Source organism: Pseudonocardia sp. NPDC046786 (assembly GCF_040645415.1).
GTDB classification, from domain to species: domain Bacteria; phylum Actinomycetota; class Actinomycetes; order Mycobacteriales; family Pseudonocardiaceae; genus Pseudonocardia; species Pseudonocardia kongjuensis.
On sequence record NZ_JBEYYF010000001.1, the window covers coordinates 193,642 to 219,171 of the forward strand.

A 25,530-nucleotide genomic window follows, 5' to 3' on the forward strand; every position below is an offset into this window, starting at 1 on the left:
GTTTCTCAGACCTGGGCGAACTGCTCGGTGTGCACCCGGTCCTCCGGGACGCCGAGCGAGTGCAGGGTGTCCAGCACGTCGGACACCAGCTGCGGACGGCCGCAGATGAAGTAGTCGTGCCTGCGCGATCCGCCGGCCCCGTCCAGATCGGTCAGCACCGCGGACAGCAGTGCGGTGTCGATCGGTCCGGTGGCGCCTGCCCAGTCCCGCGACGGGCGCCGCAACACCTCGGTGACCTGCAGGTCGAGCAGGGTCCGCAGATGCGCGAGCTCGGCCCGGAACAGCAGGTCGGCGCGGTCGCGGGCGTGCACGACGAGCCGGTACGGGCGCCGGTCACCGCGATCCGCTGCGGTGCGCAGCATGCTCATCATCGGGGTGATCCCGACCCCGCCGGCGATCAGGACGAACCCGGTCGACGGCACGGCGTCCGGGGTGAACGAACCGTACGGACCGTCCACCCACACCGGATCGCCGCGGCGCAGCTCGCGCAGCCGGGAGGCGAAGTCACCGGTGTGCCGGACGGTGAACTCGATCCGGCCGCCGTCCACCGCGGACGAGGCGATCGTGAACGGGTGCTCCTCGACCGACATCCGCTCCAGCCGGAGCCAGGCGAACTGCCCGGGCCGGAACCAGGGCCCGGAGTGCCGTCCGCGGCGCTGCAGGACCAGCGTCGACACGGTCGCGCTCTCCGGCCGCACGACGTGCACCCGGAACTCGCCGGCGTCGCCGACCGCCCGCATCCCCCAGCGCACCAGGAGCACCCCGACCAGGAGCAGGCCGAGGATGCCGAGCACCGGGCCCATCACGGCGTCGGTCACCAGGTTGTTCAGCCACAGCACGTGCAGCGACGACGCACCCACGACCAGTGCGGCCAGGCTCAGGTGCACCCACCGCCACACCTCGTGGGTGCCGGAGCGGACCCCGCGCACGGCGAAGAGCAGCAGCACCGCGATCGCGACGGTCCCGATCGTGGCGGCCTGCCCGCGGGCCGGCGCCGACATCGGGACGAGCAGCCAGACCCGTTCCGGGTGGTCGGCGACCACGCACGCCAGGTGCAGCGCGACGAGAGCACCGGCCAGGATGCCGAGCCTGCGGTGCAGGCCGAGCAGCGTCTCCAGCCCGAGCGCGCCGGACAGGCCGCGCACCCGGGAGGGCAGCACCGCGACGACGACCAGCGCGGACAGCGCGAGCAGCCCGGTGAGCACCGACATCTGGTGCAGCAGCGGCTGCGGACCGGAGCGGAGCATCCAGATCACCGACGGCCCGACGAGGGCCGTGACCAGCACCGATCCCCAGATCAGGCGGGCGCGGCGGTGCGCCAGCCAGGCGTCGGCGGGATCGTCGCGCCGGACGGGTGCGGTGACCTGGTGCGAGCCGGGCCGGCTCACGGCGTGCCGGGCGCGGGCCCGGCGGTCGTGGCGGGTGTCCGGCGGGCGGCGCGTGGGCGGGGCTGCGCGACACGCGGGGATCGACCCGCTACGGTCGCGCGGACGTCGGGAACACGTCCGGGCAGCAGAGGACCTGGGTGGTTCATCGGGTCACTTCCGGTTCGGGGAGCGGGCCGGGCGGGGGTTCCCGGCCACCGGGGCGGCTCTGGGGGGAGCGGGCCGCCGACCGGCAGCGTCGAACATAGGAAGTGTGCGGCGCCGAGGTTGCGTTCCTGAGAGGCGTCACCGCCGTCCGGGCGGCGCCGTCCGGCGAACGGCAACCGATCGGGCCGCCCGGAGTAGTGCTGTCCGTCCGGATGGAGCCGTCACTCTCAGGCGTGGCCGTTCACCGACGGTGGGCGTCCTGTCCCCCGCCGAGCCGCACCGGACACCCGGCGGGCCGCCCCCGCGGCGACGGCCGGCCCGCGGGACCGTGCGTCAGGCGGGCGCCGGGGTAGCCGAACGGACGCCCTCGGCGAGCTCGGCGGCGAGCTCCCGCACCGCGGACGGCCCGCCTTCCCCGAGTGCCTCGACGAACGCCGTCCCGACGATGACGCCATCGGCGTACCCGGCGATGTCGGCCGCCTGCTCGGCGGTGCGCACGCCCAGCCCGACGCAGACCGGCAGGGTCGCGACCTCGCGGACCCGGGTCACCAGGTCTCGGGCCTCGGCGCCGACCGACCGGACGCCGGTCACGCCCATCAGCGACGCCGCGTAGAGGAACCCGCGGCTGGCCCGGGCGGTGAGCGCCAGCCGCTCCGGCGTCGTCGTCTGGGCGACCAGGAAGATCCGGTCCAGGCCGTGCCGATCGGAGGCGTCCAGCCACTCCTGCGCGTCGTCGGGCAGCAGGTCCGGGGTGATCAGCCCGGAGCCGCCCGCCGCGGCCAGCTCGGCGGAGAACCGCTCGATGCCGTAGCGGTCGATCAGGTTCCAGTACGTCATGACGACGGCCGGTGCGCCGGCCTCGACCACCCCGCGGACGGCGGTGAACGCGTCCCGGCTGCGGGCACCGTTGTCCAGGGCCTGCTGGGTGGCCCGCTGGATGACCGGGCCGTCCATCAGCGGATCGGAGTACGGCAGGCCGACCTCGACGACGTCCACCCCGCCCTCGACCATCGCCCGCATCGCCTCGACGGATCCGGCGAGGTCCGGGTAGCCGACCGGCAGGTAGCCGATCAGCGCCGCCCGGCCCTGGCCGCGGATCTCGCCGATCCGCTCGGCAACGCTCCGCACGCCGGTCATCGGACCTCCCCGTCGGCCACCGTCTCCTCGGTGACGGCCCGGCCCTCGTCGTCGATCAGCTGGAAGTACGTGGCGGCGGTGTCGACGTCCTTGTCGCCACGGCCGGACAGGTTGACCAGGACGATCGCGCCCTCGCCGAGCCTGCGGCCCTCGCGCAGCGCCCCGGCCAGCGCGTGCGCGCTCTCGATGGCCGGGATGATGCCCTCGGTGCGGCAGAGCAGCCGGAAGGCCTCCATCGCCTCGGCGTCGGTGACCGACTCGTAGCGGGCCCGCTTCATGTCGTGCAGCCAGGAGTGCTCCGGCCCGACGCCGGGGTAGTCCAGGCCGGCCGAGATGGAGTGCGAGTCGCGGGTCTGGCCGTCCTCGTCCTGCAGGATGAAGCTGCGGGAGCCGTGCAGCACCCCGACGTCGCCGCCGCCGATGGACGACGCGTGCCGCGGGGTGTCGATGCCGTCGCCGCCCGCCTCGAAGCCGACCAGCTCGACGCCGGCGTCGTCGAGGAAGGCGTGGAAGATGCCCATCGCGTTGGAGCCGCCGCCGACGCAGGCGCACACCACGTCGGGCAGCCGCCCGGTCAGGGCCTGGACCTGCTCGCGCGCCTCGACGCCGATGATCCGCTGGAAGTCGCGGACCATCGCCGGGAACGGGTGCGGCCCGGCGACCGAGCCGATCAGGTAGTGCGTGTCGGCCACGTTGGTGACCCAGTCGCGCATCGCCTCGTTCATCGCGTCCTTGAGGGTGCGCGTTCCGGAGGCGACCGGCCGGACCTCGGCGCCGAGCATCCGCATCCGGGCGACGTTCAGCGCCTGCCGCTCGGTGTCGACCTCGCCCATGTAGACGACGCAGTCCAGGCCGAGCAGCGCGGCCGCGGTCGCGGAGGCAACGCCGTGCTGGCCCGCGCCGGTCTCGGCGATCACCCGGCTCTTGCCCATCCGCTTGGTGAGCAGCGCCTGGCCCAGCACGTTGTTGATCTTGTGCGAGCCGGTGTGGTTCAGGTCCTCGCGCTTGAGCAGGATCCGCGCACCGCCGGCGTGCCGGGCGAACCGGGGCGCCTCGGTGAGCAGGCTCGGCCGGCCGGAGTACGTCCGGTGCAGCTCGGCGAGCTCGGCCTGGAAGGCCTCGTCGGTCATCGCCGCGTGGTAGGCCTGCTCCAGCTCGTCCAGGGCGGCGACCAGCGCCTCCGGGACGTAGCGGCCGCCGAAGCGGCCGAAGTACGGGCCGGTCTGGTCGACCAGCCGCGCCGGGCCCCCGGCCGGGGGGCGGGCGGTGTCGGTCACGAGTCACTCCCTGACGGATCTGCGGAAACCCGCGATCGCCGGGCGCCGCACGTCGGTGACGGACCCCGGTCCGATCGGGTGCAACCCGACGGTACACCGCGCCCACCACCGACTTTGCGCCGCACGGACGCCGGACCGGGCGTCCCGGCGGGCGTCAGACGAAGCGGGGGCGGCCGACCACCCAGCCCAGGATCATCTCGGCGACGATCACCGCGGCGAGCAGCGCCAGCGACGCCGTCCAGGTCCCGGTGATCCCGTGCAGCATGCCGAACAGGAACGGGCCGGCCGCGCCGAGCAGGTAACCGAAGCCCTGCGCCATCGCGGACAGGTCGGTCGTCTCCGCGGTCTCCCGGGTGCGCAGCGCGATCAGGCCGAGGCCGAGCGGGAAGACCGCCATCCCGACGCCGAGGAGCACCGTCCACAGCCAGGGCGCCGCCGCGGGGGCGACGGCGAGGCCGACGATCGCGGCGAGCGAGCAGAACGCCAGCCCGACGATCCAGCCGGACTGCGAGCTGCGGTTCAGCGCGATCGGTGGGATGAGGAAGCTCAGCGGGATCCCGATGACGTTGATCAGCGCGAGCATCAGCCCGGCGGTGGTGCGCGGGATGCCCTCGGAGACGAACAGCTCGGACAGCCAGCCCATCGCCACATAGGCGACGCAGGCCTGCAACCCGAAGAAGGCGGTGAGCGCCCAGGCCAGTGGGCGGCGCAGCATCGACCGCCGCTGCACCCCGGCGGTCCGGGCCGGGGCCGCGGCGCCGTGCCGGGCACCGGTCGCCCAGACGACCAGCGCGCCCGCGGACAGCGCCGCCCAGGCGCCGACCGCGCCGCGCCAGCCGAGCAGCGGTTCCAGCATCGGGGTGAAGGCGGCGCCGAGCCCGCCGCCCGCCGCGAGCGCCGCGGTGTAGATGCCGGTCACCCGGCCGACGGCGTGCGGGAAGGACTCCTTCACCACGACCGGGATCAGCACGTTCCCGATCGCGATGCCGGAGGCGGCGATGAACGTCCCCCCGAGAACCACCCAGGGCCCGTCGACCACCCGCAGCACCAGCCCCGCGGTGAGCACGGCGAGCGCGACGCCGATCGCCCTGGCCACCCCGAGCCGCCGGCCGAGCAGCGGGGCGACGATCGCGGCGAGGCCGAAGCAGATGGTCGGCACCGCGGTGAGCAGCCCGGTCCACGGTGCGGAGGCACCGAGACCGTCCCGCACCTCGCCGAGCACCGATGCCATGCTGGTGACGGCGGGCCGCAGGTTGGTCGCGGCCAGCGCCACGCCGACGACCAGCAGCGGGGTGCCGACCAGCGCCCCGGTCCGGTGTGACGCGGCCCGGCCGGTGGTGTTCGTCCCCCCGGCCCGGGTCCCCTGATCAGCAATGCTCACGAAACGATATTGTTACAGACGTAGGATGTTCGGATGAAAGGATGTCCCGGTGCCTCTCGTCACAGCACGTCGCGGCAGCCTGGTCGACCAGGTCATCGCCCAGATCCGGGACGCCATCTCGTCCGGGCAGTGGCCGGTCGGTCACCGCATCCCGGCCGAGGCCGAGCTGACCGCGCGGCTGGAGGTCGGCCGCAACACCGTCCGCGAGGCGGTCCGCGCGCTCGCCCACGGCGGCCTGCTGGAGGTGCGGCAGGGCGACGGCACCTACGTGCGGGCGACCTCGGAGCTGTCCGGCGCGCTGCGCACGCTGTGCGGGCCGGAGCTGCGTGAGGTGCTGGAGGTCCGGCGGACCCTCGAGGTCGAGGCGGCCCGGCTGGCCGCCGCCCGGCGCACCGACGAGGACCTGGCCCTGCTGCGCCGCTCCCTCGCCGACCGGGACGTGGCCGTCGAGGCGGTCGCCGCGGCCACCCGCAGCGGCACCGAGCCGGGCACGCCCGAGGTGGAACGCGCCGCCCGGGCCGACACCGACTTCCATCTCGCCGTCGTGCGCTGCTCGGGCAACAGCCTGCTCGTCGAGCTCTACCGCGGCGTCGTCGAGGCGGTCGCGGGCAGTGTCGTGACGACGATGCCCAGCACCGTCGGCACCGACGACGACGTGTCGCACACCGGGATCGTCGAGGCCATCGAGGCGGGCGACGTGGAGCGCGCCGCCCGCGAGGCCGGTGACTTCCTGGAGCGGCTGATCGACCGCCGGGGCTGAGCCACCGGGCGGACGCGGTCCGCCCGGCCACCGCTCACCGAGCCGGCGACCCACCCCGCCGAGCGACGACGGCGGACCGCGCGGGCGCCCGGCACCCGGGGCCGCACCGCGGTTAGCCTGCCTCGCCGGACGCGATTTCACCCCGAACGATCGAGGAGTGCGCCGGCGTGCTGAAGGGTTTCAAGGAGTTCCTGCTGCGCGGGAACGTCATCGATCTCGCGGTCGCCGTCGTCATCGGCGCCGCCTTCACCGCCGTGGTCACGGCGTTCACGACGTCGTTCCTCGAGCCGCTGCTGCGGCTGTTCTCCGGCGGCGAGAACGCCGTCCCGCCCGGCACCATCCCGCTCACCGACGAGGTCCGGCTGGACTACGCCGCGTTCCTCAACGCGATGATCCAGTTCATGATCACCGCCGCGGTGATCTACTTCCTGGTCGTCTTCCCGATGAAGTGGCTGCAGGAGCGCCGGAAGAAGGCCGACGAGCAGACCCCGAAGACCGACAGCGAGCTGCTCGCCGAGATCCGGGACCTGCTCAAGGAGCAGGCCGAGCGGGAGCGCGAGCGCGCCCTGGCAGCGACCGCGACCGCGACAGCGGCACCGGCCCCGGCCGGGCCGTGGCCGCCGCACGGCCAGCCGGTCCCCCAGGGCCAGCCGGCCCCCCAGGCCCAGCCGGTCCCGCCGGGCCGGCCGGCGGCGCCGTACCCGCCGGACGCGCCGCGCCGGTCCCGGCACCGCGGCTGACCGCGGCCGCACCGCGGGTCCGACCGCGGGACCCGTTCCGCCGGCACCGAACGAGATCGCGGCGAAACGGTTTCGATTCGACACGGTGACAGAGGGCGACCAGGCTGACCCGGTCGCGGTGGACGTGGGTCCATCCGCGGGAGGGGGCGGACCGATGGCCGAGGTCACGACGAGGACCGGGGAGGACCCGCCCGCCCTGCGGCGGGTGATGGGCCCGAAGCTGCTGCTGCTGTTCATCGTCGGCGACATCCTCGGCACCGGGATCTACGCCCTGGTCGGCCAGGTCGCCGAGGAGGTCGGCGGGGCGGCGTGGCTGCCGTTCCTGGTGGCCTTCGCGGTCGCGATGGTCACCGCGTTCTCCTATCTGGAGCTGGTCACCAAGTATCCGGCCGCGGCCGGCGCCGCGTTGTACGCGCACAAGGCGTTCGGCATCCACTTCCTGACGTTCATGGTCACCTTCGTGGTGATGTGCTCGGGGATCACCTCGGCGTCGACGGCGTCCCGGGCGTTCGCCTCGAACCTCAACGAGGGCTTCGGCCTCGACCTGGGCAACAGCGGGATCGTGCTGATCGCGCTGGGCTTCATGGTGCTGGTCGCGGCGGTCAACTTCCGCGGCGTCGGCGAGAGCGTGAAGGTCAACGTGGTGCTCACGCTGGTCGAGCTCTCCGGCCTGCTGCTGGTGATCCTGGTCGGGGTGTTCGCGATCGCCGGCGGCAACGCCGACTGGGCCCGGGTGGTCGCGTTCGACACCCCGGAGGACAAGGGCGTGTTCCTGGCCGTCACCTCGGCGACGTCGCTGGCGTTCTTCGCGATGGTCGGCTTCGAGGACTCGGTGAACATGGCCGAGGAGTGCCACGAACCGCGGCGGATCTTCCCGAAGATCATGCTCACCGGCCTGACCATCACCGGCGTGATCTACGTGCTGGTCGCGATCTGCGCCGTCGCGCTGGTGCCGGTCGGCCCGCTCGCCGCGAGCGAGACGCCGCTGGTCGAGGTGGTCCGGGCCGGCGCGCCGGGCATCCCGGCGGACGCGGTGCTGCCGTTCATCTCGATGTTCGCCGTCGCGAACTCGGCGCTGATCAACATGCTGATGGCGTCCCGGCTGCTCTACGGCATGGCGAACCAGGCGGTGCTGCCCAAGCAGCTGGCCCGGGTGCACCCGTTCCGCCGCACCCCGTGGGTGTCGATCATCTTCACCACGCTGATCGCGTTCGCGCTGATCACCTACGTGTCGCTGGACGACGAGTCGGACGTGGTGTCCGCGCTCGGCGGCACCACCTCGCTGCTGCTGCTCGCGGTGTTCACGATCGTCAACATCGCGGTGCTGGTGCTGCGCCGCGACCGGGTCGACGCCGACCACTTCCGGGCGCCGCCCGGGCTGCCGGTGGTCGGGGTGATCACCAGCGCGTACCTGGTGCTGCCGTTCTCCGGGCGGGACGCGATCCAGTACGAGCTGGCCGGCCTGCTGCTCCTGCTGGGGCTGATCCTGTACGGGATCACCATCCTGCTCAACCGCAGGCTGGGCGTGCGGAAGACGACGCTGGACCCGGCCGAGCTCGACGGCTGAGGGACCGGGCCGCCCGGCTGCGGCCCGGCCGGTCCGGGCGCGCGGTCCGGCCGGGCAGCCCGGGATCAGCTGCTCGGGGTCAGCTCGCGCACCCGCCCGGCCAGCTCCTTCTCGAAGAAGTCGAAGAAGCCGTCCGGGTCGGGCCCGGCGTTGATCAGCGCGAGCCGGTCGTAGCCGGCGTCGACGAACTGCTGGGCGACGGCGAGATGCCGCTCCACGTCGGGACCGGCGCCGAACACGTCGGCCATGTCCTCGACCCGCACGAACCGGGTCGCGGCCTCGAAGTTCCGCACGTTCGGCAGCTCGGCCTGCACCTTCCAGCCGGCCGGGCCGAACCGGAACTTCTCGTGTGCGGCGGCGAGCGCCTCGTCCTCGGTGCGGGCCCAGGCCAGCGGCACCTCGGCGTAGCGGGCGCCGGTGCCGCCGGCGGCGGTGTAGGCCGAGACCAGGTCGGTGCGCGGCTCGGTGACGAACAGCGCGTCGCCCAGCTCGGCGGCGATCCGCGCGGCGTTCGGCCCGCCCGCGGCGACCGCGATCTCCGGGAGCGGATCGGGCAGGTCGAACACCTGGGCGTCGGAGATGCCCAGGTGCTTGCCCCGGTAGCTGCGGTAGCCGCCGGACCAGAGCAGCCGGATGATCTCCAGCGCCTCTCGGAACATCTCGTGCCGCACCCCGGTGACCGGCCACTCCGCGCCCGTCACGTGCTCGGAGAGCCGCTCGCCCGAGCCGACACCCAGGGTGAACCGGCCGTCGGCGAGCAGCGCGGTGGTCGCCGCGGCCTGGGCGATGATCGCCGGGTGGTAGCGGATCATCGGGCAGGTCACCCCGGTGGCCAGGTGGATCCGCTCGGTCCTGGCCGCGATCGCGGCCAGGATGGACCAGGCGAAACCGGAATGGCCGTGGCTCTCCAGCCACGGGTGGTAGTGGTCGGAGATCTCGACGAAGTCGAAACCCGCTTCCTCGGCGCGGACGGCCTGGCGCACCATCTCCTGCGGTGTGAAGGCCTCGGCGAAGAGCTTGTAGCCGATCTGCATGTCCGGGGGCTACCCGGGATCCGCGCCGTCACGCCTCGGCGAGCCGGTGCACAGTGGCGCCCTCCGTGCGGGCCTGCCACGGAGACCGCCACCGAGACCGCCACCGAGACCGCCGCGGACACCCCGCAGCCGGGTGCCGGACCGGTGCCCGGCCGGTGCTCAGCCGAGGTCGACGATCGCGGCGACCGGGCCGCCGCCCTCCGGCCCCTGGTGCGCCGCGGACACCGAGACGAACGCGGCCGGATCGCCGGTGACCGCCGCCGTCACGCCACCGACACAGGCCTTGATCTGGCGGTGCCAGTGCACGTCGGAATCGTCGAGCATGGCGTTGCGCCGGCCCCGGACGGTGCCGTCCTGGGACGCCTCGCACTTGAGGAACACGTTCACCAGCCGGCCCTCCAGGTCGGAGGTGTGCGCCCGCTCGGGCAGGTCCAGCCCGGCGTCGCGGATCGCGTTCCAGATGCCGTCGGCGTCGAGCGCGTCGGTCATCACCGAGTGCCCGATCCGGTAGCGACCGCCGACGCCGCGGGCGTTGCCGACGACGACGACCTGCGCCCGGTCCAGCTCCACCCCGGACGAGCAGGACGCGACGGCCGAGTACAGGTCCCGGTCGTGCATCACGTCATCGTCGGTCGGCATCTCGATCTCGCCGAGCGCGACGGCGACGCCGAGCGCGGTGCAGCCGTTGGACAGGTCCATCGACTCGTGGGTGTGCTCGGTCCACACCGTCTTCCCGCGGGACTTGGCGTCGCGGATGGTGGAGATGGTGAGCAGCGGGGTCTTCGTCTGGACGTAGTGCACGTCGGCCGGGTCGGTGATGCCGGCCCGCTTCATCGCCGCCTGCACCGCGTCCGCCACCTTGGTGATCATCGGCGTGCGGCCGATGTCCTCCGGCGCGAGCTGCTCGCTGATCGCGAACCCGACGGTGAGCCGCGGCTCCTCGGACGGCGTGGCCTCCTCCGGCGGCACCGTCGCGAAGATCGTCGCGTGTGGGCTGAGCACCCCGTCGGTGCCGCCGGACCAGACGATCGGCACCTCGCGGACCTGCTCGGCGGGGGCGCCCTTCTCCACGAGCACCTCGCGGAACGCGCGGTCGGCGATGATCCGGGTGTAGTCGTTCACCCCGCCGTTGCCCTCGGTCTTGCCGATGATCGCGACGACCCGTTCGGCCCGCAGCACCCCCTCGTCGATCAGCGCGGCGAGCTCGCTCGCGTCGGCGACGGAGTGGATCGGGACCTTGCGCACCTCGATGGCGTCGGGCATGACGGCTCCTTCCGTTGACGGACTTCAGTCGGGGACGACGACGGTCCCGGCGGCGCCCGCGGCGGCGTCCGGGAGATGATCGAGATCGGTGATGACGGCCCTGGTCCCGCCGGCCTCGACGAACCGGCAGGCCGCGTCGACCTTGGGGCCCATCGAGCCGCCCGCGAAGTGGCCCTCGGCGGCGTGCGCGCGCAGCGCACCCACCCCGACGACGCCGAGCGGCTCGGCGTCCGGGGTGCCGAAGCGCAGCACCGCCTGCGGCACGTCGGTGCCGATGACCAGCACGTCGGCCCGCACGGTGCGGGCCAGCAGGGCGGCACCGAGATCCTTGTCGATCACGGCCTCGATGCCGGTCAGATCGCCGGTGAGCTGCCGGACGACCGGGATCCCGCCGCCGCCGTTCGCGACGACGACGAAGCCGGCGTCGACCAGCGCCCGGACCGCCGGGCCGTCGACGATCTCCAGCGGCTCCGGCGAGCCGACCATCCGGCGCCAGCCGCGCTCGCCGCGGTCCTCCCAGTGCTGGCCGTGCTCGACCAGCACCGCCGCCTCGGCGGCCGGGAGGTAGCGCCCGATCGGCTTGCTGGGCCGCATCAGACCCGGATCGTCGCCGGCGACGATCGTGCGGGTGACGACGGCCGCGCTGCGCCGGTCGATCCCGGCCCGGGCCAGCGCCGCGTCCAGCGCGGTGGTCAGCACGAAGCCGAGCGTCCCCTGGGTCTGCGCACCGCACCAGTCCAGCGGGACCGGCGGGACGACCGCCGCCGCCAGCTCGTTCTTCACCAGCAGGTTCCCGACCTGCGGGCCGTTGCCGTGGGTCAGCACCACCTCGGTGCCCGCGGCCAGCAGCCCGGCGACCGCACCCGCGGCGACCTGCGCGGCGGCCACCTGGTCCTCCGGCCGGGCGCGGCCGTCCGGGGCGGTCATCGCGTTGCCGCCCAGCGCCAGCAGCACCCTCACGACGCCCGCCCCAGCAGCGCGTCCAGGGTGCGCGTCCCGGCGGGCAGCCCGTGCGCGTCGTAGTAGCCGAACATCGCGTCGAACCAGGCGCCGCGGCCGGACGGGCCGGGCACCCGCTCGGCGGTCGTCCCGGCCTCGGCGGCCAGCTGTGCGACGGTGCCGGTGCGCGAGGCCAGCTCGTAGGTCGCACCCTCGTGACCGGGCCCGGTGAGCACCGTCGCGGCGACCTCGGCGATCTCGGCCAGGTCGGCGAAACCGAACGGGGCGTGCACGTCGTAGGGCACCCGGACCGGCCCGGACAGGTCCAGGTTCTGCAGGTAGGCGCCGGGCTGCAGGATCGTCCAGCGCAATCCGGAGCGGCGCACCAGGTCCTCGGACCGGGCCTTGCCCAGGTGGTGCGGCATCGCCGGGACGTACGGCGAGGCCACCGAGTGGTAGACCACCCGGCCGACGCCCGCCGCGCGCAGCCCGTCGAGCCATCCGCCGACCAGCGCGGGCTCGTCCGGGTGCATGTTGGGCGCGATCAGGTACGCTGCGGCGCAGCCGGCGGCCGCGTCACGGACCCGATCGGCCCGGCCGAGCGGGACGGCGTCGGCGCCGCGCCTGCGCAGCGCCGCCCGCACCGCCCGGCCGGTCACCCCGTTCCCCCCGGGGATCGCGATGCGCACCTGTGCGGCGCCCATCTACAACCGGTCCACGCCGGCGTGCGCGGCGCCCGCGAGGGTCGCGTAGCCGGGTCCGCGATCGAAGAACGCGTCGTCGGTCGCCGACCAGGCGGCCCGCCCGGCCCGCTCGGCGCGGGTGGCCGCCTCGTCGACGCCGAGTGTGTCGTCGTCGATCGAGCCGGTCAGCACGACGCCGTAGTCGGCCAGCGCGGACCCGGCGGACACCTTGTGCCACAGCACGTCCCGCACCACGGCGGCGGGATCGCGGGCGAGCGGGTCACCCCAGCCGCCGCCGCCGGTGGTGCGCACCCGGATGATCTCGCCGGCCGCGACGGGTTCGGCGTCGGCGAGCGCGTCGACCTGCCGCTCGTTCGGCCCACCCGGGTCGATCACGACCTCGAACCGCCGCCCGGCCTTCCCGCCGCGCACCCCCCAGCAGGACAGGATCGAGCGGTCGGCGATCGACATGAAGTGGCCGTCGCGGAGCATCCGGATGTGCTTCTCGTAGCCGAGGCCGCCGCGGAACTCCCCCGGCCCGCCGGAGTCGACGGCCAGCGACAGCGACTCGACGAGGAACGGGAACCGGGCCTCGGTGAACTCGGTCGGCAGGTTCCGGGAGTCCGGGACGACGTGGATGGTGTCCTCGCCGTCGGCGTAGTAGCGGCCGCCGGAGCCGCCGCCGAGCACCTCGCGCATCAGGTAGGGGCGGCCGTCGACGTCCTCGCCGTACACGCCGGTGTAGCGGATCGTCTCCTGGTCGGCGGGCATCCGGCCGTCGACCGCCTTCGCGACGACCCCGGCGAGCACGCCGAGCAGCCGCAGGATGACGAAGGTGCGGGCGTTCGTCGGGGCCGGGAACACCGGGGTGAGCAGCGTCCCGGGCGGCGGGAACCGCATCTCGATCAGCGGGACGATGCCCTCGTTGACGTCGAGCTCGGCCATCCGCTCCGGCGAGTCGGCCAGGTTCCGCAGGATCGGGGCGAGCCACTTCTTCAGGAAGACGCCGTCGGAGTAGTCGCCGCAGTGGTTGATCGGCCCCTTGGCCTGCGGTGAGGTGCCGTCGAAGTCGATGATCAGGCGCTCGCCGTCCGGGTCGTCGGCGGCGGTGCGGGTCAGCGTGATCCGCTGGGTGTGCAGCCGGGGCGCGTCGACGCCGTCGTGCTCGGCGTAGTCCTCCCAGGTCCAGCTGCCGACCGGGATCCGGCCGAGGATCTCCCGGCGGTAGGTCTCGGTGGTGCGCGCGATGATCGCGTCGAAACAGGACTCGACGGTCTCCACCCCGTAGCGGTCGAACAGCTCGCCGAGCCGGCGCGCGCCCATCAGGCAGGCGGAGCACTCGGCGTCCAGGTCCGCCGAGAGCGACTCCGGCATCCGCGAGTTCCGGGTCATGATCGCCAGCGCGGCCCGGTTGGGGACGCCCTCGTCCCACAGCCGGATCGGCGGCACCATCAATCCCTCCTCGAACACGCTGGTCGCGTTCGACGGCATCGAGCCGGGCACCGCGCCGCCGATGTCGTCGTGGTGCCCGAACGCCTGCACGAACGCGACCACCCGGCGGTCTCCGGCCGCCCCGGCGAACACCGGGACGGTGACGCACAGGTCGGGCAGGTGCCCGATGCCGCCCTCGGAGCGGTAGACGTCGTTGTGGAAGAAGACGTCGCCCTCGCGCATCCGCTCCAGCGGGAACTCGCGGGCGATCGGGTGCACCAGCGCCGAGTAGGAGCGGCCGGTGAGCTTGCGCAGCCGCCGATCGTGGATGCCGGCCCGGAAGTCGTGCGCGTCGCGGATCATCGGGCTGCGGCTGGTGCGGGCGATGGCGGTCTCGACCTCCATCTCGACGCTCGCCAGCGAGCCCTGGACGATCTCGACCAGCACCGGATCGGCGCTCGCACCGGCGTCGTCGGTGAGGGCGCCGAACGGGAACTGGGTGGGGGCGCGGCGGGAACCGGTCACGACTGGGCCTTCCGGGTCACGATGATGTTCAGGAACCCGTCGACGCGGGCGGTGAAGCCCGGGTGCAGCGGGACAGTGGAGCCGAACTCCTCGACGATCGCCGGGCCGTCGACGGTCGCGCCGGGCGGAAGGTCGGTGCGCCGGTACACCGGGGTGTCGACGAAGCCGTCGGCCGCGGCGAAGCAGACCGGGCGCCGGCCGGCGGGCGTCACGACCGGCTCGGCGACCGGGTCGTGCCGCGGGATCTCCGGGCGCCGGATCGGCCCGATCCCGGACACCCGCAGGTTGACCCACTCGACCTGCTGGTCGTCGTCGCCCGCGAAGTCGTAGCCGTAGAGCGCGCGGTGCGCGGCGTGGAACGACCCGGCGACCTCGTCCAGGGTGGCGGCGGTGACCGGGCCGTCCGGCACCGGGACCCGCACCTCGAACGCCTGCCCGAAGTAGCGCAGGTCCGCGGAGCGCACGAAGCCGTGCCGGTCGGCGGCGAAGCCCTCCCGGGTCAGCGCGGCGGCGGCCTGCCCGGTGAGGTCGTCGACGATCCGGGCGACGGCGGCCGGGTCCAGCCGGTCGGCGAGCGCGACGTGGGTCTGCACGTAGTCGTTCTTGACATCGACGGTGAGCAGGCCGAACGCGGAGACGTTGCCCGGGTTCGGCGGCACCAGCACGGTCGGCACGCCGAGCACGTCGACCAGCCGGCACAGCAGCAGCGAGCCGGAGCCGCCGAACGTGGTGAGCGCGAAGTCGCGCACGTCCAGTCCGCGCTTGACGGTGACCTGGCGCAGCGCGTTCGCCTGGTTCCAGGCGGAGATCTCCAGGACACCGGTCGCGCACGCCTCCGGGGTGAGCTCCAGCTCCTTGGCGAGGCGCTCGATCCCGGCGCGGGCGGCCTCGACGTCCAGCGGGATCTCGCCGCCGAGCAGGTGCGGCGGGATCCGGCCGAGGAACACGTGCGCGTCGGTGATCGTGACGTCGGTGCCGCCGCGGCCGTAGCAGAGCGGGCCCGGATCGGCGCCCGCCGAGTGCGGGCCGACCTTCAGGGTGCCCTCCGGGGAGATCCAGGCGATCGATCCGCCGCCCGCACCGACGGTGACGACGTCGATCATCGGGATCTTGGACGGGAACCGGCCGACGGTGCCCTCGGTGGTCAGCGTCGGTTCGCCGCCGATCACCACCGACACGTCGGTGGAGGTGCCGCCGCCGTCGGAGGTCAGCACCTTGTCGAAGCCGGCCTCCCGGGCGATCAGCCCGGCGCCGAGCGCGCCCGCGGCCGGCCCGGAGAGGACGGTGGTGATCGGCTGGTGCACGACCTCGTCGGCGGAGAGCACGCCGCCGTTGGACTTCATCACGTAGAACGGGATCTCGCGGTCGTCGTAGCGGGTGAGCCGGTCCTTGATGTTCGAGACGTACGCCGACAGCCGGGGTTTGACGGCGGCGTCGACGAGCACGGTGGTGGCCCGCTCGAACTCGCGGTACTCGCGCAGCACCTCGCTGGACAGCGACACCACGGCGCGCGGGTGCTCCTCGGCGAGGATCTCCCGCATCCGCTCCTCGTGCGACGGATCGGCGTAGGCGTGCAGGAAGCAGACGCCGAGGGTGTCGACGCCGTGGTCGCGGAACCAGCGGGCGACCTCCCGGGCGCCCGCCTCGTCGAACGGGCGGACCTGCGCGCCGGTGTGGTCGAGCCGGCCCTCCACGCCCTTCACCAGGTCGCGGGGCACGATCCGGTTCGGCTTGACCCAGAAGTAGGAGTTGCCGTAGCCGTCCGGCACGGACTGGCGGGCGATCTCCAGCATGGCCTCGTAACCGGCGGTGGTGACGAAGCCGAGCCGGCCGACCTTGCCCTCCAGCAGCTGGTTGGTGGCGACGGTGGTGCCGTGGCTGACCGCCTCGACGTCGGCGCCGGTCGCCCCCAGCAGGTCGAGCACCTTGTCGATCCCGGCCAGGAACCCGTCGGCCGGGTTGGCCGGGGTGGAGGGGGTCTTGGTGGTGACGAGCTCGCCCGTCCCCTCGTCGACGGCGACGACGTCGGTGAACGTGCCACCGGTGTCGATGCCGATCCGGATCCGCCGGGTCATGGGGCTCCTCCCGCTCACGCGTCGCTGGCTCCGATTCAACCGGCCCCCACGCCGAGCTGACATGGCAAGGAATGCCGAAGACCCGGCGATCAACTGACAGGTTCTGCCGATGGTGTCGGGGCGGTGCCGACCGGTCAGGCGGCGAGCGCCTCGGCGGCACCCGTGCACTCCACGACGTGGATCTTCGGGTCACCCGGGTCGCGGGCCCGCCAGCTGCTGGACCGCGGCGATCCTGGCGTCCAGGCGCGCCGAGTGCACACCCTGCGCGGCGCGCCGGGCACGGTCGAGCGCCTCCCGTCCGGCGTCGAGCGTGCCCGTCCCCAGGTAGGACTCGGCCAGCCAGGTCAGGTAGAGCGCGACCTCACGCGCATGCTCCGGGGGGTAGCCGTCGATCGCGGCGTCCAGCAGCGGCGCCGCCGACCGCGGATCACCGAGCTCGATCATGCACCGGGCGGCCATCACGTCGATCTCGCTCCGGTCGAGCCAGTAGACCCATTCCGGTTCGGCGACGCCGGGCGAGCGCTGCTCGAAGGCGTCGTCCGCCGCGTCCAGCGCGCGTCGGGCGCCGTCGCGGTCGCGGGCACGGGCCGTGGCCCAGGCGACGCGTTCCCGGAGCAGCGCACGCACCACCGGCGGCGCCGTCCGGGTGCCGGCGACCGCCGTCCTGGCCAGCAGCACCGCATCGGCCGGGTCCCCGACGGTGGCGACCTGATAGCTGAGGGAGGACAGCAGCTGCCCGGCGAGCGCCCGGTCCCCCGCCTCGGCCGCCGCCGTCGTCCCGGACAGGTAGACACGTTGCGCCTCGGCGTGCCGGCCCGCATCGGAGGCGACCCACCCGGCGAGCTGGGACAGCTCTCCGACGCCGGTCAGCAGGCGTCGGCGGGTGGTCTCGGTGCAGCAGCTCTCACGGACGAGTGTCCGCGCCTCCCGCAGCTCGCGGGCGACGATCGGGAACAGATCGTTCCCGCCGACGACGTCGTCCAGGTGCCGCAGTTCGACGATCCGCCGCTCCAACTCCGTGGCGAGCGCGTCGCCGACCCGGCGCCCGGCCCGCAGCTGCACCCGCATCGGGGTGTCCGCGACGAGCCACTCGTGGGCGATCCGCAACGCGTCGTCAGCCGGACCGTGGAGCCGTTCGACGGAGACGCCGAGCACCCGCGAGTACGCGGTCACGTGCTCGGGCCGGATCGCCCGCGCGCCGGTCTCCAGGTGACCGAGCAGGGCCTTGCTGTAGTGGGTGCGGCCGGCCATCGCCGCGAGGGTCACCCCGGCCTCGACCCGGGCCGCCCGCAACCGCCCTGCGAGGCCCTCCGGCACCTGCTCCACCGACCCTGTAGTCGCCTGTAGACGGCCGAACCGTTCCGGCCGATGTTGCGATCCGCAACGCTACCCGGGTCGTGGCCGTCCGAGGAGGGGACTCCCGTGGGAGATCGAGTGTTCAGCGTCCATGCGACGCACCCGGGTCGCCCGGGCACGGTGGAGGTCGTCCATGCCAGCGAGCGGGCAGCCCGCGAGTACGCGGCGGACCGGTCGCGCGACGACCGCGTGCTCGCAGCGTCGGTGACCGCGTTCCGGATCGGGGAGCTCGGGACCCGGCAGTGGGTTGCGTGGTACGTAGACGGGGAGGAGCAGCCGCTCCGGTTCGACCGGCCCAACCTCTACCCCGACGGGTGACGGGCGCGAGGACGTCGACCAAGATCCGTGTCTTGGGAGTGGAGACGCGCGCCAGGCGCCTGTGCACTCCCAAGACGCGGATCTTGATCCGGCCGGTCAGCCGGCGAGCGCCTCGACGGCGGCCGCGACCTCCAGCAGGTACCGGTCGGCGCCGTGCCGGGTGACGATCTGGATGCCGATCGGGAGCCCGTCGGCGGTCGTGCCGAACGGCACCGAGATTGCCGGGCAGCCGGTCACCGTGATCAGGTAGGCCGAACGCATCCAGTCCAGGTAGGACTCCATCGGGCGGCCGTCGATCTCGGTCGGGAACTCCTGGTCGGCCGGGAACGGCGGGACCTGCGAGACCGGAAGGACCAGCACGTCGTGGTCGGTGAGGAACTCGCGCATCCGGTGCACGAGCGCGGTCCGCCGCCGGTAGGCGAGCGCGACGTCGGCGCCGGTCAGCGACTCGCCGGCCCGGATGTTCGCGGCGAGGGACGGCTTGAGGTCGTCCGGGTGTGCCGCGAGCAGCTCGCCGAACCGGGCCTGGAAGTGCCAGGCGCGCAGCGTCCGGAAGCACTCGTCGGCGCCGGACAGGTCGGGGGCGGCGCCGGTGACCGAGGCGCCCGCCCCGGCCAGCGCCGTCCCGGCGGCCTCGACGACGCCCGCCACCGCGGGATCGACGGCGAAGGCGCCGCCCAGGTCGGTAGAGAGGGCGACCCGCAGCCCGCCGGGCGCGACCGGCTCGGGCGGCGCCGCGAACAGCTCGCCCGGGTCGCCGAGCGCGTGCGGCGCCCGCGGATCGGGCCCGGCCAGCACCGACAGCAGCAGCGCGAGGTCGCCGACGGTGCGCGCCATCGGGCCGCCGGTCGACGTGGTCTCCCACATGTTCTGCGACGGCCACTCCGGCACCCGCCCCCAGGACGGGCGCAGGCCGACCACCCCGCAGAACGACGCCGGGTTGCGCAGCGAGCCGCCCATGTCCGAGCCCTCGGCGAGCGGCACCATCCCGGCCGCCAGCGCGCAGGCGGCGCCGCCGGAGGAGCCGCCCGCGGAGCGGGACGGGTCGTGCGGGTTGCGGGTGGTGCCGAAGACCGGGTTGAACGTGTGCGAGCCGGCCGCGAACTCCGGCACGTTGGTCTTGCCGATCGGCACCGCCCCGGCCCGCCGGATCCGCTCGACGATCAGGTCGTCGGTGTCCGGGACGTGCTCGGCGTAGAGCGGCGAGCCGTAGGTGGTGCGCCAGCCGGCGGCGGCGTGCGTGTCCTTGAACGCGAACGGCAGCCCGTGCAGCGGGCCGACCTCGGCACCGGAGGCGAACCGCTCGTCGGCGGCCGCGGCGCCGGCCAGTGCGCGCTCGGGATCGAGCGACACGATCGCGGTGAGCTCCGGGTTCCGCTCGGCGATCCGGTCCAGGTGCAGGGCGGTCAGCTCGCGCGCGGAGATCTCCTTGGCGCGCAGCGCGGCGAGCTGCTCGCGGGCGGTGGATTCGACCGTCGGCCCGGTCACCGGCGCCGCCCGATCGCGGCGCCGACCAGGACGCCGAGCAGCGCCACCGCGGCGCCGACCCCGACGCCCCGGGTGAAGTCGCCGCTCGCGGGCGGTGCGGTGAACACCCCCGCCGGTGCGGTGGACCCGGGATCGCCCACGAGCGCCGCGCCCGGCAGCACAGCACCGGAGGCCGCGCCAGAAGGCACCGCGCCGGAGGCCGCGCCAGAAGGCACCGCGCCGGGCGGCGCGGCGATGGCCCTGCCGACGTTGCCGAAGAACTCCGCGGCCATCCGCTTCGACACGCTCGCGAGCATCCGCTGCCCGACCCCGCCGACCATCCCGCCGACGGTGGCGTCGGCGGCGTAGGAGATCCGGGTGCGGCCATCGCCGAGGTCGTCGAATCCGACGTCGACGACGGCGTCGACGGTGCCCGGCCCGCCGGACCCGCGCAGCGTCATCACCAGCGACTCGTGCTCCTTGAGATCGGACAGCGCGCAGCTGCCCGCGTAGGTGCCCTTGATCGCGGCGACCCCGGCGGTGACCGTCATCGCGTAGGCGTTCTCGCCGGTGGCCTCCAGCTTCTCGCAGCCGGGGATCGTGGTGACCAGCACCCGCGGGTCGAGCAGCGCCGCCCAGACGTGCTCGACCGGGTGCGGGACGACGTCGGTTCCGCTGATCTTCACGCTCGGTGCTCCTCACGCAGGGTGTGCAGGTCGGACGGCGAGATCGGCATCGCGGTGATCGGGAAGCCCTCGGCGTCGGAGATCGCGGCGGCGATCACCGCGGACACCGGGATCACCCCGGCCTCGCCCGCACCCTTGATGCCGAGCGGGTTCAGCGGGGAGGGCGTCTCCAGGTGGTCGATGTCGATCGCATCCGGGATCTCGCTGACGTAGGGCATCAGGAAGTCCATGAAGGACGCGTTGAGCAGCTGGCCCGAGTCGTCGTAGGCCATCCGCTCGTACAGCGCGCCGCCGATGCCCTGGGCGACGCCGCCGTGGATCTGGCCCTCGACGACCATCGGGTTGATCAGGTGCCCGCAGTCGTGCACGACGGCGTAGCGCAGGATCCGGATCTCGGCGGTCTCCGGGTCGGTCTCCACGATCACCGCGTGCATGCCGGACGCGAACGTCGCGTGCACCGGGCTGTAGAAGTCCCTGCCCTCCAGGCCGGGTTCCTCGCCCTCGGCGACCGGCGGCGCCTCGGCGTCCCCGACGGAGAACTGGGTGGCCGCCTGCGACGCCTCGTCGAAGGCGTAGCGCAGCGGATTGGACAGCACCGACAGCGTGCCGAGCGGCACCGACCGGTCGGTGCCGCGGACGCCGACGATCCCGTCGACGATCTCCAGGTCCTCGACCGACGCCTCCAGCGCGTCGGCGGCCAGCCGCAGCGCCTTCTCCCGGGTCCGCCGGGCGGCCTTGTGGATCGCCGAGCCGGACATCACCGCGGCCCGGGAGGCGAACGTGCCGACCGCGTACGGCATCCGCCGGGTGTCCCCGGTGACCACCTCGACGTCGTCGAAGCGCACCCCCAGCTCGTCGGCGACGATCTGCGCGAACGCGGTGGCGTGGCTCTGCCCCTGGGTGGTCAGGCCGGTCGCGACCTTCACCTTGCCGGTGGTCTCGACGTGCACGTGCGCGCCCTCGTACGGCCCGACGCCGGTGCCCTCGACGTAGCAGGCCAGCCCGATGCCGACGGTGCGGCCCTGCTCGGCGCAGGCCCGCCGGAACGCGGCGAAGCCGTCCCAGTCGATGAGCTTGCGCAGCTTGTCCAGCGAGGCGGGGTAGTCGCCGGAGTCGTACTCCAGCGCCCGGCCGTCCTGGAAGACGAGGCCGTGGTCGTAGGGGAACTCGTCGGGCCGGATGAAGTTGACCGCCCGCACCTCGGCGCGGTCGCGGCCCAGGTACGCGGCGATCGCGTCCATCGTGCGTTCCATCGCGAAGCAGCCCTGCGGCCGGCCGGCGCCGCGGTACGGGGTGACGATCACGGTGTTCGTGTACATCGACTCGAAGGCGACCCGGTAGGCGCCCGGCTTGTACGGGCCGAGCAGCTGCGTGGAGGTGATGATCGGGACGATCAGCCCGTACGGCGTGTAGGCGCCGTGGTCGTGCCAGAACTCGACGTCCAGGCCGAGCAGCCGGCCGTCGTCGTCGAACCCGACCTCGACGTGCTGGGTCTGGCCGCGCTCGTGTGCCGAGGACACGAAGTGCTCGCGGCGGTCCTCGGTGAACTTCACCGCCCGGTCCAGCGCGCGGGCGGCCATCGGCACCAGCAGCTCCTCCGGCCACGGGTGCACGATCTTGACGCCGAACCCGCCGCCGACGTCCGGGGTGATCACGTCGACCCGGCCGATGTCCAGGCCGAGCTTCGCCGCGACGGCGGCGCGCACGCCGGTCGAGGTCTGGGTGGACGACCACAGGACCAGCCGGTCGGCGTCGCGGTCCCAGCGGGCGACGGTGCCCCGGCCCTCCATCGGCATGCAGGCGCTGCGCTCGATCTCCAGGTCCAGCGCGAGCCGGTGCGGCGCGGCGGCGATCGCGGCCGGGGCGTCGCCGACGGTCTGCTCCAGGCGGGCGCCGACGTTGCCCGGGACGTCGTCGTGCACCAGCCGGTCCGCGGCGCGGGCGGCGTCGAGCCCGACGACGGCGGGCAGCACCTCGTAGTCGACGACGATCCGGTCCACCGCGTCCTCGGCGAGATAGCGGTCCTCGGCGACGACGAACGCGATCGCCTCGCCGACGTGGTTCACCTCGTCGCGGGCCAGCGCGTACTGGGTGCGGCCGTGGGTGAGCGCGGGATGCGGGATGAGCACCGGCAGCGGTTCGGCCATCGGGCCGGTCAGGTCGTCGTAGGTGTAGACGGCGTGCACCCCGTCCACGTCGAGCACGCCGGACACGTCGATGTCGAGGATCCGGGCGTGCGCGTGCGGGGAGCGCAGGACGGCCGCGTGCAGCGTGCCGGGGCCGTCCGGGCCGGTCAGCACGTCGTCGACGTAGCGGCCCTCGCCGAGCAGGAACCGGCGGTCCTCGACCCGCGCGACCGGCTGCCCCATCAGCCTCGTGGTCACCGGCTCGACTCCAGCTCAGCGGCGCGCTCCACCGCGCGCACGATGTTCTGGTAGCCGGTACATCGGCAGAGGTTCCCGGCGATCATGTCCCGGGCGCCCTCGTGGGTCGGGCGCGGATCGCGGCGCAGCCCGGCGGTGACCGTCGTCAGGAAGCCGGGGGTGCAGAAGCCGCACTGCAGGCCGTGGCACTCGGCGAATGCGCGCTGCACCGCGTTCGGCTCGCCGTCCGGCCCGGCCAGGCCCTCGACGGTGGTGATCTCGTGCGCGGTGGCGGTGACCGCCAGCATCAGGCAGGCCCGGGCCGGCTCGCCGTCGAGCAGGATCGTGCAGGCACCGCAGACGCCGTGCTCGCAGCCGACGTGCGTGCCGGTCAGCCCCAGGTCGTGGCGCAGCGCGTCGGACAGCAGCCGCCGGGCGGGGACGCGCAGCTCGTGCGTCACCCCGTTCACCCGCAACCGGATCTCGTGCCGGGTCTCGCGCCGGATCTCGTTCATGGCGTCCCTCCCTGGGCGTTCGCGATGGCGGCGGCCACGACCCGGTCGGTCAGCACCCGGACCAGGGTCCGCCGGTAGGCCGCCGTGGCGTGGATGTCACCGGCCGGGTCGAGCCGGTCCAGGGCGGCGTCGCCGCGATCGCCCGGCGGCACCCCGGTGAGGTCGACGACGGTGGGCACGTCGCTCACCGACAGGTACCCGACCCGGATCCGCTCACCCTCGACCAGCGCGGCGGCCCCGGCCAGCGCGTAGTCGCCGTGCCGGCGGGCGATCTCGTCGAAGGCGACACCCGCGCCAGGGGGCAGCGCCGGGAAGAACGCCGAGAGGGCGATCTCGTCCGGCGCGACCGACGACTCCAGCGGGCCGACGAACAGCTCCGGCGCCGCGATGGTGCGCCGCCCGGCGGGCCCGGCGACCTCGACCGACCCGCCGAGCAGGCTCAGCACCACCGGCATCTCGGCGGCGGCGTCGGCGTGCACCAGCGAGCCGACCGTCGTCCCGCGGTTGCGGATGGTGGCGTGCGCGACGTGCTCCAGCGCCATCGGGACCAGCGGCTGGACCCGCGCCACCTCCGGCGACTCCAGCACCGCGGTGTGCCGGGCCAGCGCACCCACCTGCACCCCGCCGGCCGCCACGGTGATCACGTCCAGCCCGGGCAGGCCGTTGATGTCGACGACCAGCGACGGCGACGCGAGCCGCATCGACAGCAGCGGGACGAGGCTCTGGCCGCCGGCCAGCACCTTGCTCTCCGGTGCCGCCAGCGCGGCGACGGCGTCGGCCAGCCGATCGGGACGGACGTAGTCGAAGGGCGGGGGTTTCACGGCTTCCTCCCGGCCTCACCGTCCTGGTCGGGGGCCTCGGTCTCCATCCGGCCGGCCGGCACACCCTCGGCGGGGGGCCCGGCGCCGACCCGCCGGTCGCGCAGCGCGACGACGTGGAAGTAGACGATCACCAGGATCGTGCCGAGCGCGATCCCGCCGATCTCGAAGCCGCCGCCCAGGTCGAGCGCGACGCCGCCGATCCCGGCGACCATGCCCGCGGCCAGCCCGACCAGGTTGCGCGGTTCGGCGAAGTCGACGCCGTTCTCCACCCAGATCTTGGCCCCGACCAGCGAGATCATCCCGTACAGCACGAGCGTGATCCCGCCCAGCACACCGCCCGGGATGGCCGCGACCAGCACCCCGAACTTCGGGCACAGGCCGAGCACGATCGCGACGCCCGCCGCGACGTAGTACGCCGCTGTGGAGTACACCCGGGTCGCGCTCATCACGCCGATGTTCTCGGCGTAGGTGGTCGTCGGGGACCCGCCGAACATGCTGGCCAGCGCCGTCGCGGCACCGTCGGCGCCGAGCGCGCGGCCCATGTAGGGATCGAGATCGTCGCCGGTCATCTCGGCGACCGCCTTGACGTGCCCGAGGTTCTCGGCGACCAGCGCGATCACGCCGGGCAGCACCAGCAGCACGAACACCAACGAGACGCTGGGGCCGTGCACGGCCGGGACGCCGTCGTCGAGGGTGCCGCTGGGCAGCCCGAACCAGGCCGCCTCGGCGAGCCCGTCGAACCCGACCCGCAGGTGCGGCTCGGGTGTGCAGCCGTCGCCGCCGCAGGAGGTGATCGGGCCCAGCAGGACGTCGAACAGGTAGGACAGCAGGAAGCCGAACACCAGCGCGAGGAACACCGCGATCCGGCCCCAGAAGCCGGGGAACAGCACCGCGGCGAGCACCAGGAACGTCGCGGTGAGCAGCGCCGTCCACTGGTCCACCGGCCAGTAGACCGACGCCACGACCGGCGCGAGGTTGAACCCGATCAGCATGACGACGGCGCCGGTCACCGCAGGGGGGAGCACCGCGTGCACCATCCGCGGCCCGGCGAAGTGCACGAACACGCCGACGGCGAGCAGGACCAGGCCGGCCACCATGATCGCGCCGGTGACGTCGGCGGAGTCGCCGCCCATCGCCCGGATCGCGGCGACGCCACCGACGAACGCGGCGCTGGTGCCCAGGTAGCTGGGGACCCGGTTCTTGCAGACGACCAGGAACAGGATCGTACAGAGCCCGGAGAACAGGATGGCGAGGTTCGGGTCGAGCCCCATCACCACCGGGAAGACGAAGGTGGCGCCGAACATGGCGACGACGTGCTGGATTCCCAGCCCGGCGGTCTTCCCCCAGCGGAGGCGCTGGCGGGCTCCGACCGGCTCGCCGGGTGCGGGATCGACCACCTCCCACTTGAACATCGACATGCTGGTCCCTCCGGTCCGGTGCCTCGCGAACCTGACTCAAGCTAATGAGACCCAGGTCGCACCTCGACGGCGATCCTTGCCGATCGTCCGCCGGATCCGCTGGCACGAATTGATGACGCGAACACTCTCGCCCCGTGCGTTCCCGTGCAGGTTTCCGGCGGATGTCCGGGATGTCGCAGCCGGGGGTCCCGGTAGTCGATCCCGCCGGCCTCCGGCCTCAGTACTCGATCCCGCCGGCCTCC

Annotated in this window: 21 protein-coding genes; 4 read left to right on the forward strand and 17 right to left on the reverse strand. The window is 73.8% G+C overall.

Annotated features, from left to right (window positions below; genetic code table 11):
- Nucleotides 1–5 precede the first annotated feature (5 nt).
- The 4 genes from ABZ881_RS01065 to ABZ881_RS01080 form a co-directional block, all read right to left on the reverse strand.
- Nucleotides 6–1,388 (reverse strand): ferredoxin reductase family protein, encoded by a 1,383-nt coding sequence (locus tag ABZ881_RS01065; RefSeq protein ID WP_344023003.1) that lies wholly within the window; start codon nucleotides 1,386–1,388, stop codon nucleotides 6–8.
- A 477-nt stretch (nucleotides 1,389–1,865) separates the two neighbouring features.
- Nucleotides 1,866–2,669 carry a tryptophan synthase subunit alpha gene (gene trpA / locus ABZ881_RS01070; RefSeq protein WP_358480749.1) on the reverse strand — a complete coding sequence of 268 codons (804 nt, stop codon included), beginning with the start codon at nucleotides 2,667–2,669 and terminating at the stop codon, nucleotides 1,866–1,868.
- Entirely contained in the window at nucleotides 2,666–3,946 is a 1,281-nt protein-coding gene (gene trpB, locus ABZ881_RS01075; RefSeq protein WP_358480751.1) for a tryptophan synthase subunit beta, read from the reverse strand. The genes trpA and trpB overlap by 4 nt, the downstream gene beginning before the upstream one ends.
- Nucleotides 3,947–4,100: 154 nt before the next feature.
- Entirely contained in the window at nucleotides 4,101–5,327 is a 1,227-nt protein-coding gene (locus ABZ881_RS01080; protein WP_358480753.1) for an MFS transporter, read from the reverse strand.
- Nucleotides 5,328–5,376: 49 nt separating this feature from the next.
- Here ABZ881_RS01080 and ABZ881_RS01085 point away from each other — a divergent pair, with 49 nt between their 5' ends.
- From ABZ881_RS01085 to ABZ881_RS01095, 3 genes are all read left to right on the forward strand, one after another.
- A complete protein-coding gene (locus tag ABZ881_RS01085) occupies nucleotides 5,377–6,087 on the forward strand; it encodes an FCD domain-containing protein (RefSeq protein WP_358480755.1) in 711 nt (236 codons plus the stop codon).
- 167 nt (nucleotides 6,088–6,254) lie between these two features.
- Nucleotides 6,255–6,827 carry a large-conductance mechanosensitive channel protein MscL gene (gene mscL / locus ABZ881_RS01090; RefSeq protein ID WP_358480757.1) on the forward strand — a complete coding sequence of 191 codons (573 nt, stop codon included), beginning with the start codon at nucleotides 6,255–6,257 and terminating at the stop codon, nucleotides 6,825–6,827.
- A gap of 154 nt (nucleotides 6,828–6,981) precedes the next feature.
- On the forward strand, nucleotides 6,982–8,394 hold the full coding sequence (locus tag ABZ881_RS01095) for an APC family permease (RefSeq protein ID WP_358480759.1): 1,413 nt from the start codon (nucleotides 6,982–6,984) through the stop codon (nucleotides 8,392–8,394).
- Nucleotides 8,395–8,459: 65 nt separating this feature from the next.
- On the opposite strand, the gene ABZ881_RS01100 is transcribed toward ABZ881_RS01095, so the two are convergent.
- From ABZ881_RS01100 to ABZ881_RS01130, 7 genes are all read right to left on the reverse strand, one after another.
- Nucleotides 8,460–9,428, reverse strand: a complete 969-nt coding sequence (locus tag ABZ881_RS01100) for a TIGR03557 family F420-dependent LLM class oxidoreductase (RefSeq protein WP_358480761.1) — start codon at nucleotides 9,426–9,428, stop codon at nucleotides 8,460–8,462.
- Between the two features lie 159 nt (nucleotides 9,429–9,587).
- The gene (locus ABZ881_RS01105; protein WP_358480763.1) at nucleotides 9,588–10,691 is read right to left on the reverse strand and encodes a ring-opening amidohydrolase; all 1,104 of its coding nucleotides are present in this window, start codon (nucleotides 10,689–10,691) and stop codon (nucleotides 9,588–9,590) included.
- A 24-nt stretch (nucleotides 10,692–10,715) separates the two neighbouring features.
- The gene (locus ABZ881_RS01110; protein ID WP_358480765.1) at nucleotides 10,716–11,651 is read right to left on the reverse strand and encodes a carbamate kinase; all 936 of its coding nucleotides are present in this window, start codon (nucleotides 11,649–11,651) and stop codon (nucleotides 10,716–10,718) included.
- Entirely contained in the window at nucleotides 11,648–12,334 is a 687-nt protein-coding gene (locus tag ABZ881_RS01115; RefSeq protein ID WP_358480767.1) for an NAD(P)H-binding protein, read from the reverse strand. Before ABZ881_RS01115 ends, ABZ881_RS01110 begins: the two co-directional genes overlap by 4 nt.
- Nucleotides 12,335–14,269, reverse strand: coding sequence for a hydantoinase B/oxoprolinase family protein (locus ABZ881_RS01120; protein ID WP_358480770.1), 1,935 nt, complete (start codon nucleotides 14,267–14,269; stop codon nucleotides 12,335–12,337).
- On the reverse strand, nucleotides 14,266–16,344 hold the full coding sequence (locus ABZ881_RS01125; RefSeq protein WP_358480771.1) for a hydantoinase/oxoprolinase family protein: 2,079 nt from the start codon (nucleotides 16,342–16,344) through the stop codon (nucleotides 14,266–14,268). The genes ABZ881_RS01120 and ABZ881_RS01125 overlap by 4 nt, the downstream gene beginning before the upstream one ends.
- 189 nt (nucleotides 16,345–16,533) lie before the next feature.
- Entirely contained in the window at nucleotides 16,534–17,670 is a 1,137-nt protein-coding gene (locus ABZ881_RS01130; protein WP_358480772.1) for a helix-turn-helix transcriptional regulator, read from the reverse strand.
- Between the two features lie 96 nt (nucleotides 17,671–17,766).
- Between ABZ881_RS01130 and ABZ881_RS01135 the strand changes: the two genes are divergently transcribed.
- The gene (locus ABZ881_RS01135; protein WP_358480773.1) at nucleotides 17,767–18,018 is read left to right on the forward strand and encodes a hypothetical protein; all 252 of its coding nucleotides are present in this window, start codon (nucleotides 17,767–17,769) and stop codon (nucleotides 18,016–18,018) included.
- Nucleotides 18,019–18,114: 96 nt separating this feature from the next.
- Here ABZ881_RS01135 and ABZ881_RS01140 read toward each other — a convergent pair whose 3' ends face one another.
- Genes ABZ881_RS01140 through ABZ881_RS01165 form a run of 6 tightly spaced genes read right to left on the reverse strand, consistent with a single transcriptional unit; the run spans nucleotide 18,115 to nucleotide 25,282 of the window.
- The gene (locus ABZ881_RS01140) at nucleotides 18,115–19,506 is read right to left on the reverse strand and encodes an amidase family protein (RefSeq protein ID WP_358480774.1); all 1,392 of its coding nucleotides are present in this window, start codon (nucleotides 19,504–19,506) and stop codon (nucleotides 18,115–18,117) included.
- The gene (locus ABZ881_RS01145; protein ID WP_358480775.1) at nucleotides 19,503–20,171 is read right to left on the reverse strand and encodes a carbon monoxide dehydrogenase subunit G; all 669 of its coding nucleotides are present in this window, start codon (nucleotides 20,169–20,171) and stop codon (nucleotides 19,503–19,505) included. The genes ABZ881_RS01140 and ABZ881_RS01145 overlap by 4 nt, the downstream gene beginning before the upstream one ends.
- Nucleotides 20,168–22,555, reverse strand: coding sequence for an aerobic carbon-monoxide dehydrogenase large subunit (cutA, locus tag ABZ881_RS01150; protein ID WP_358480776.1), 2,388 nt, complete (start codon nucleotides 22,553–22,555; stop codon nucleotides 20,168–20,170). The genes ABZ881_RS01145 and cutA overlap by 4 nt, the downstream gene beginning before the upstream one ends.
- Nucleotides 22,552–23,049 (reverse strand): (2Fe-2S)-binding protein, encoded by a 498-nt coding sequence (locus ABZ881_RS01155; RefSeq protein WP_358480777.1) that lies wholly within the window; start codon nucleotides 23,047–23,049, stop codon nucleotides 22,552–22,554. The genes cutA and ABZ881_RS01155 overlap by 4 nt, the downstream gene beginning before the upstream one ends.
- Nucleotides 23,046–23,870: an FAD binding domain-containing protein gene (locus ABZ881_RS01160; RefSeq protein WP_358480778.1), complete on the reverse strand. Its 825-nt coding sequence runs from the start codon at nucleotides 23,868–23,870 to the stop codon at nucleotides 23,046–23,048. The genes ABZ881_RS01155 and ABZ881_RS01160 overlap by 4 nt, the downstream gene beginning before the upstream one ends.
- Nucleotides 23,867–25,282, reverse strand: a complete 1,416-nt coding sequence (locus ABZ881_RS01165; RefSeq protein WP_358481095.1) for a solute carrier family 23 protein — start codon at nucleotides 25,280–25,282, stop codon at nucleotides 23,867–23,869. Before ABZ881_RS01165 ends, ABZ881_RS01160 begins: the two co-directional genes overlap by 4 nt.
- Nucleotides 25,283–25,530 lie beyond the last annotated feature (248 nt).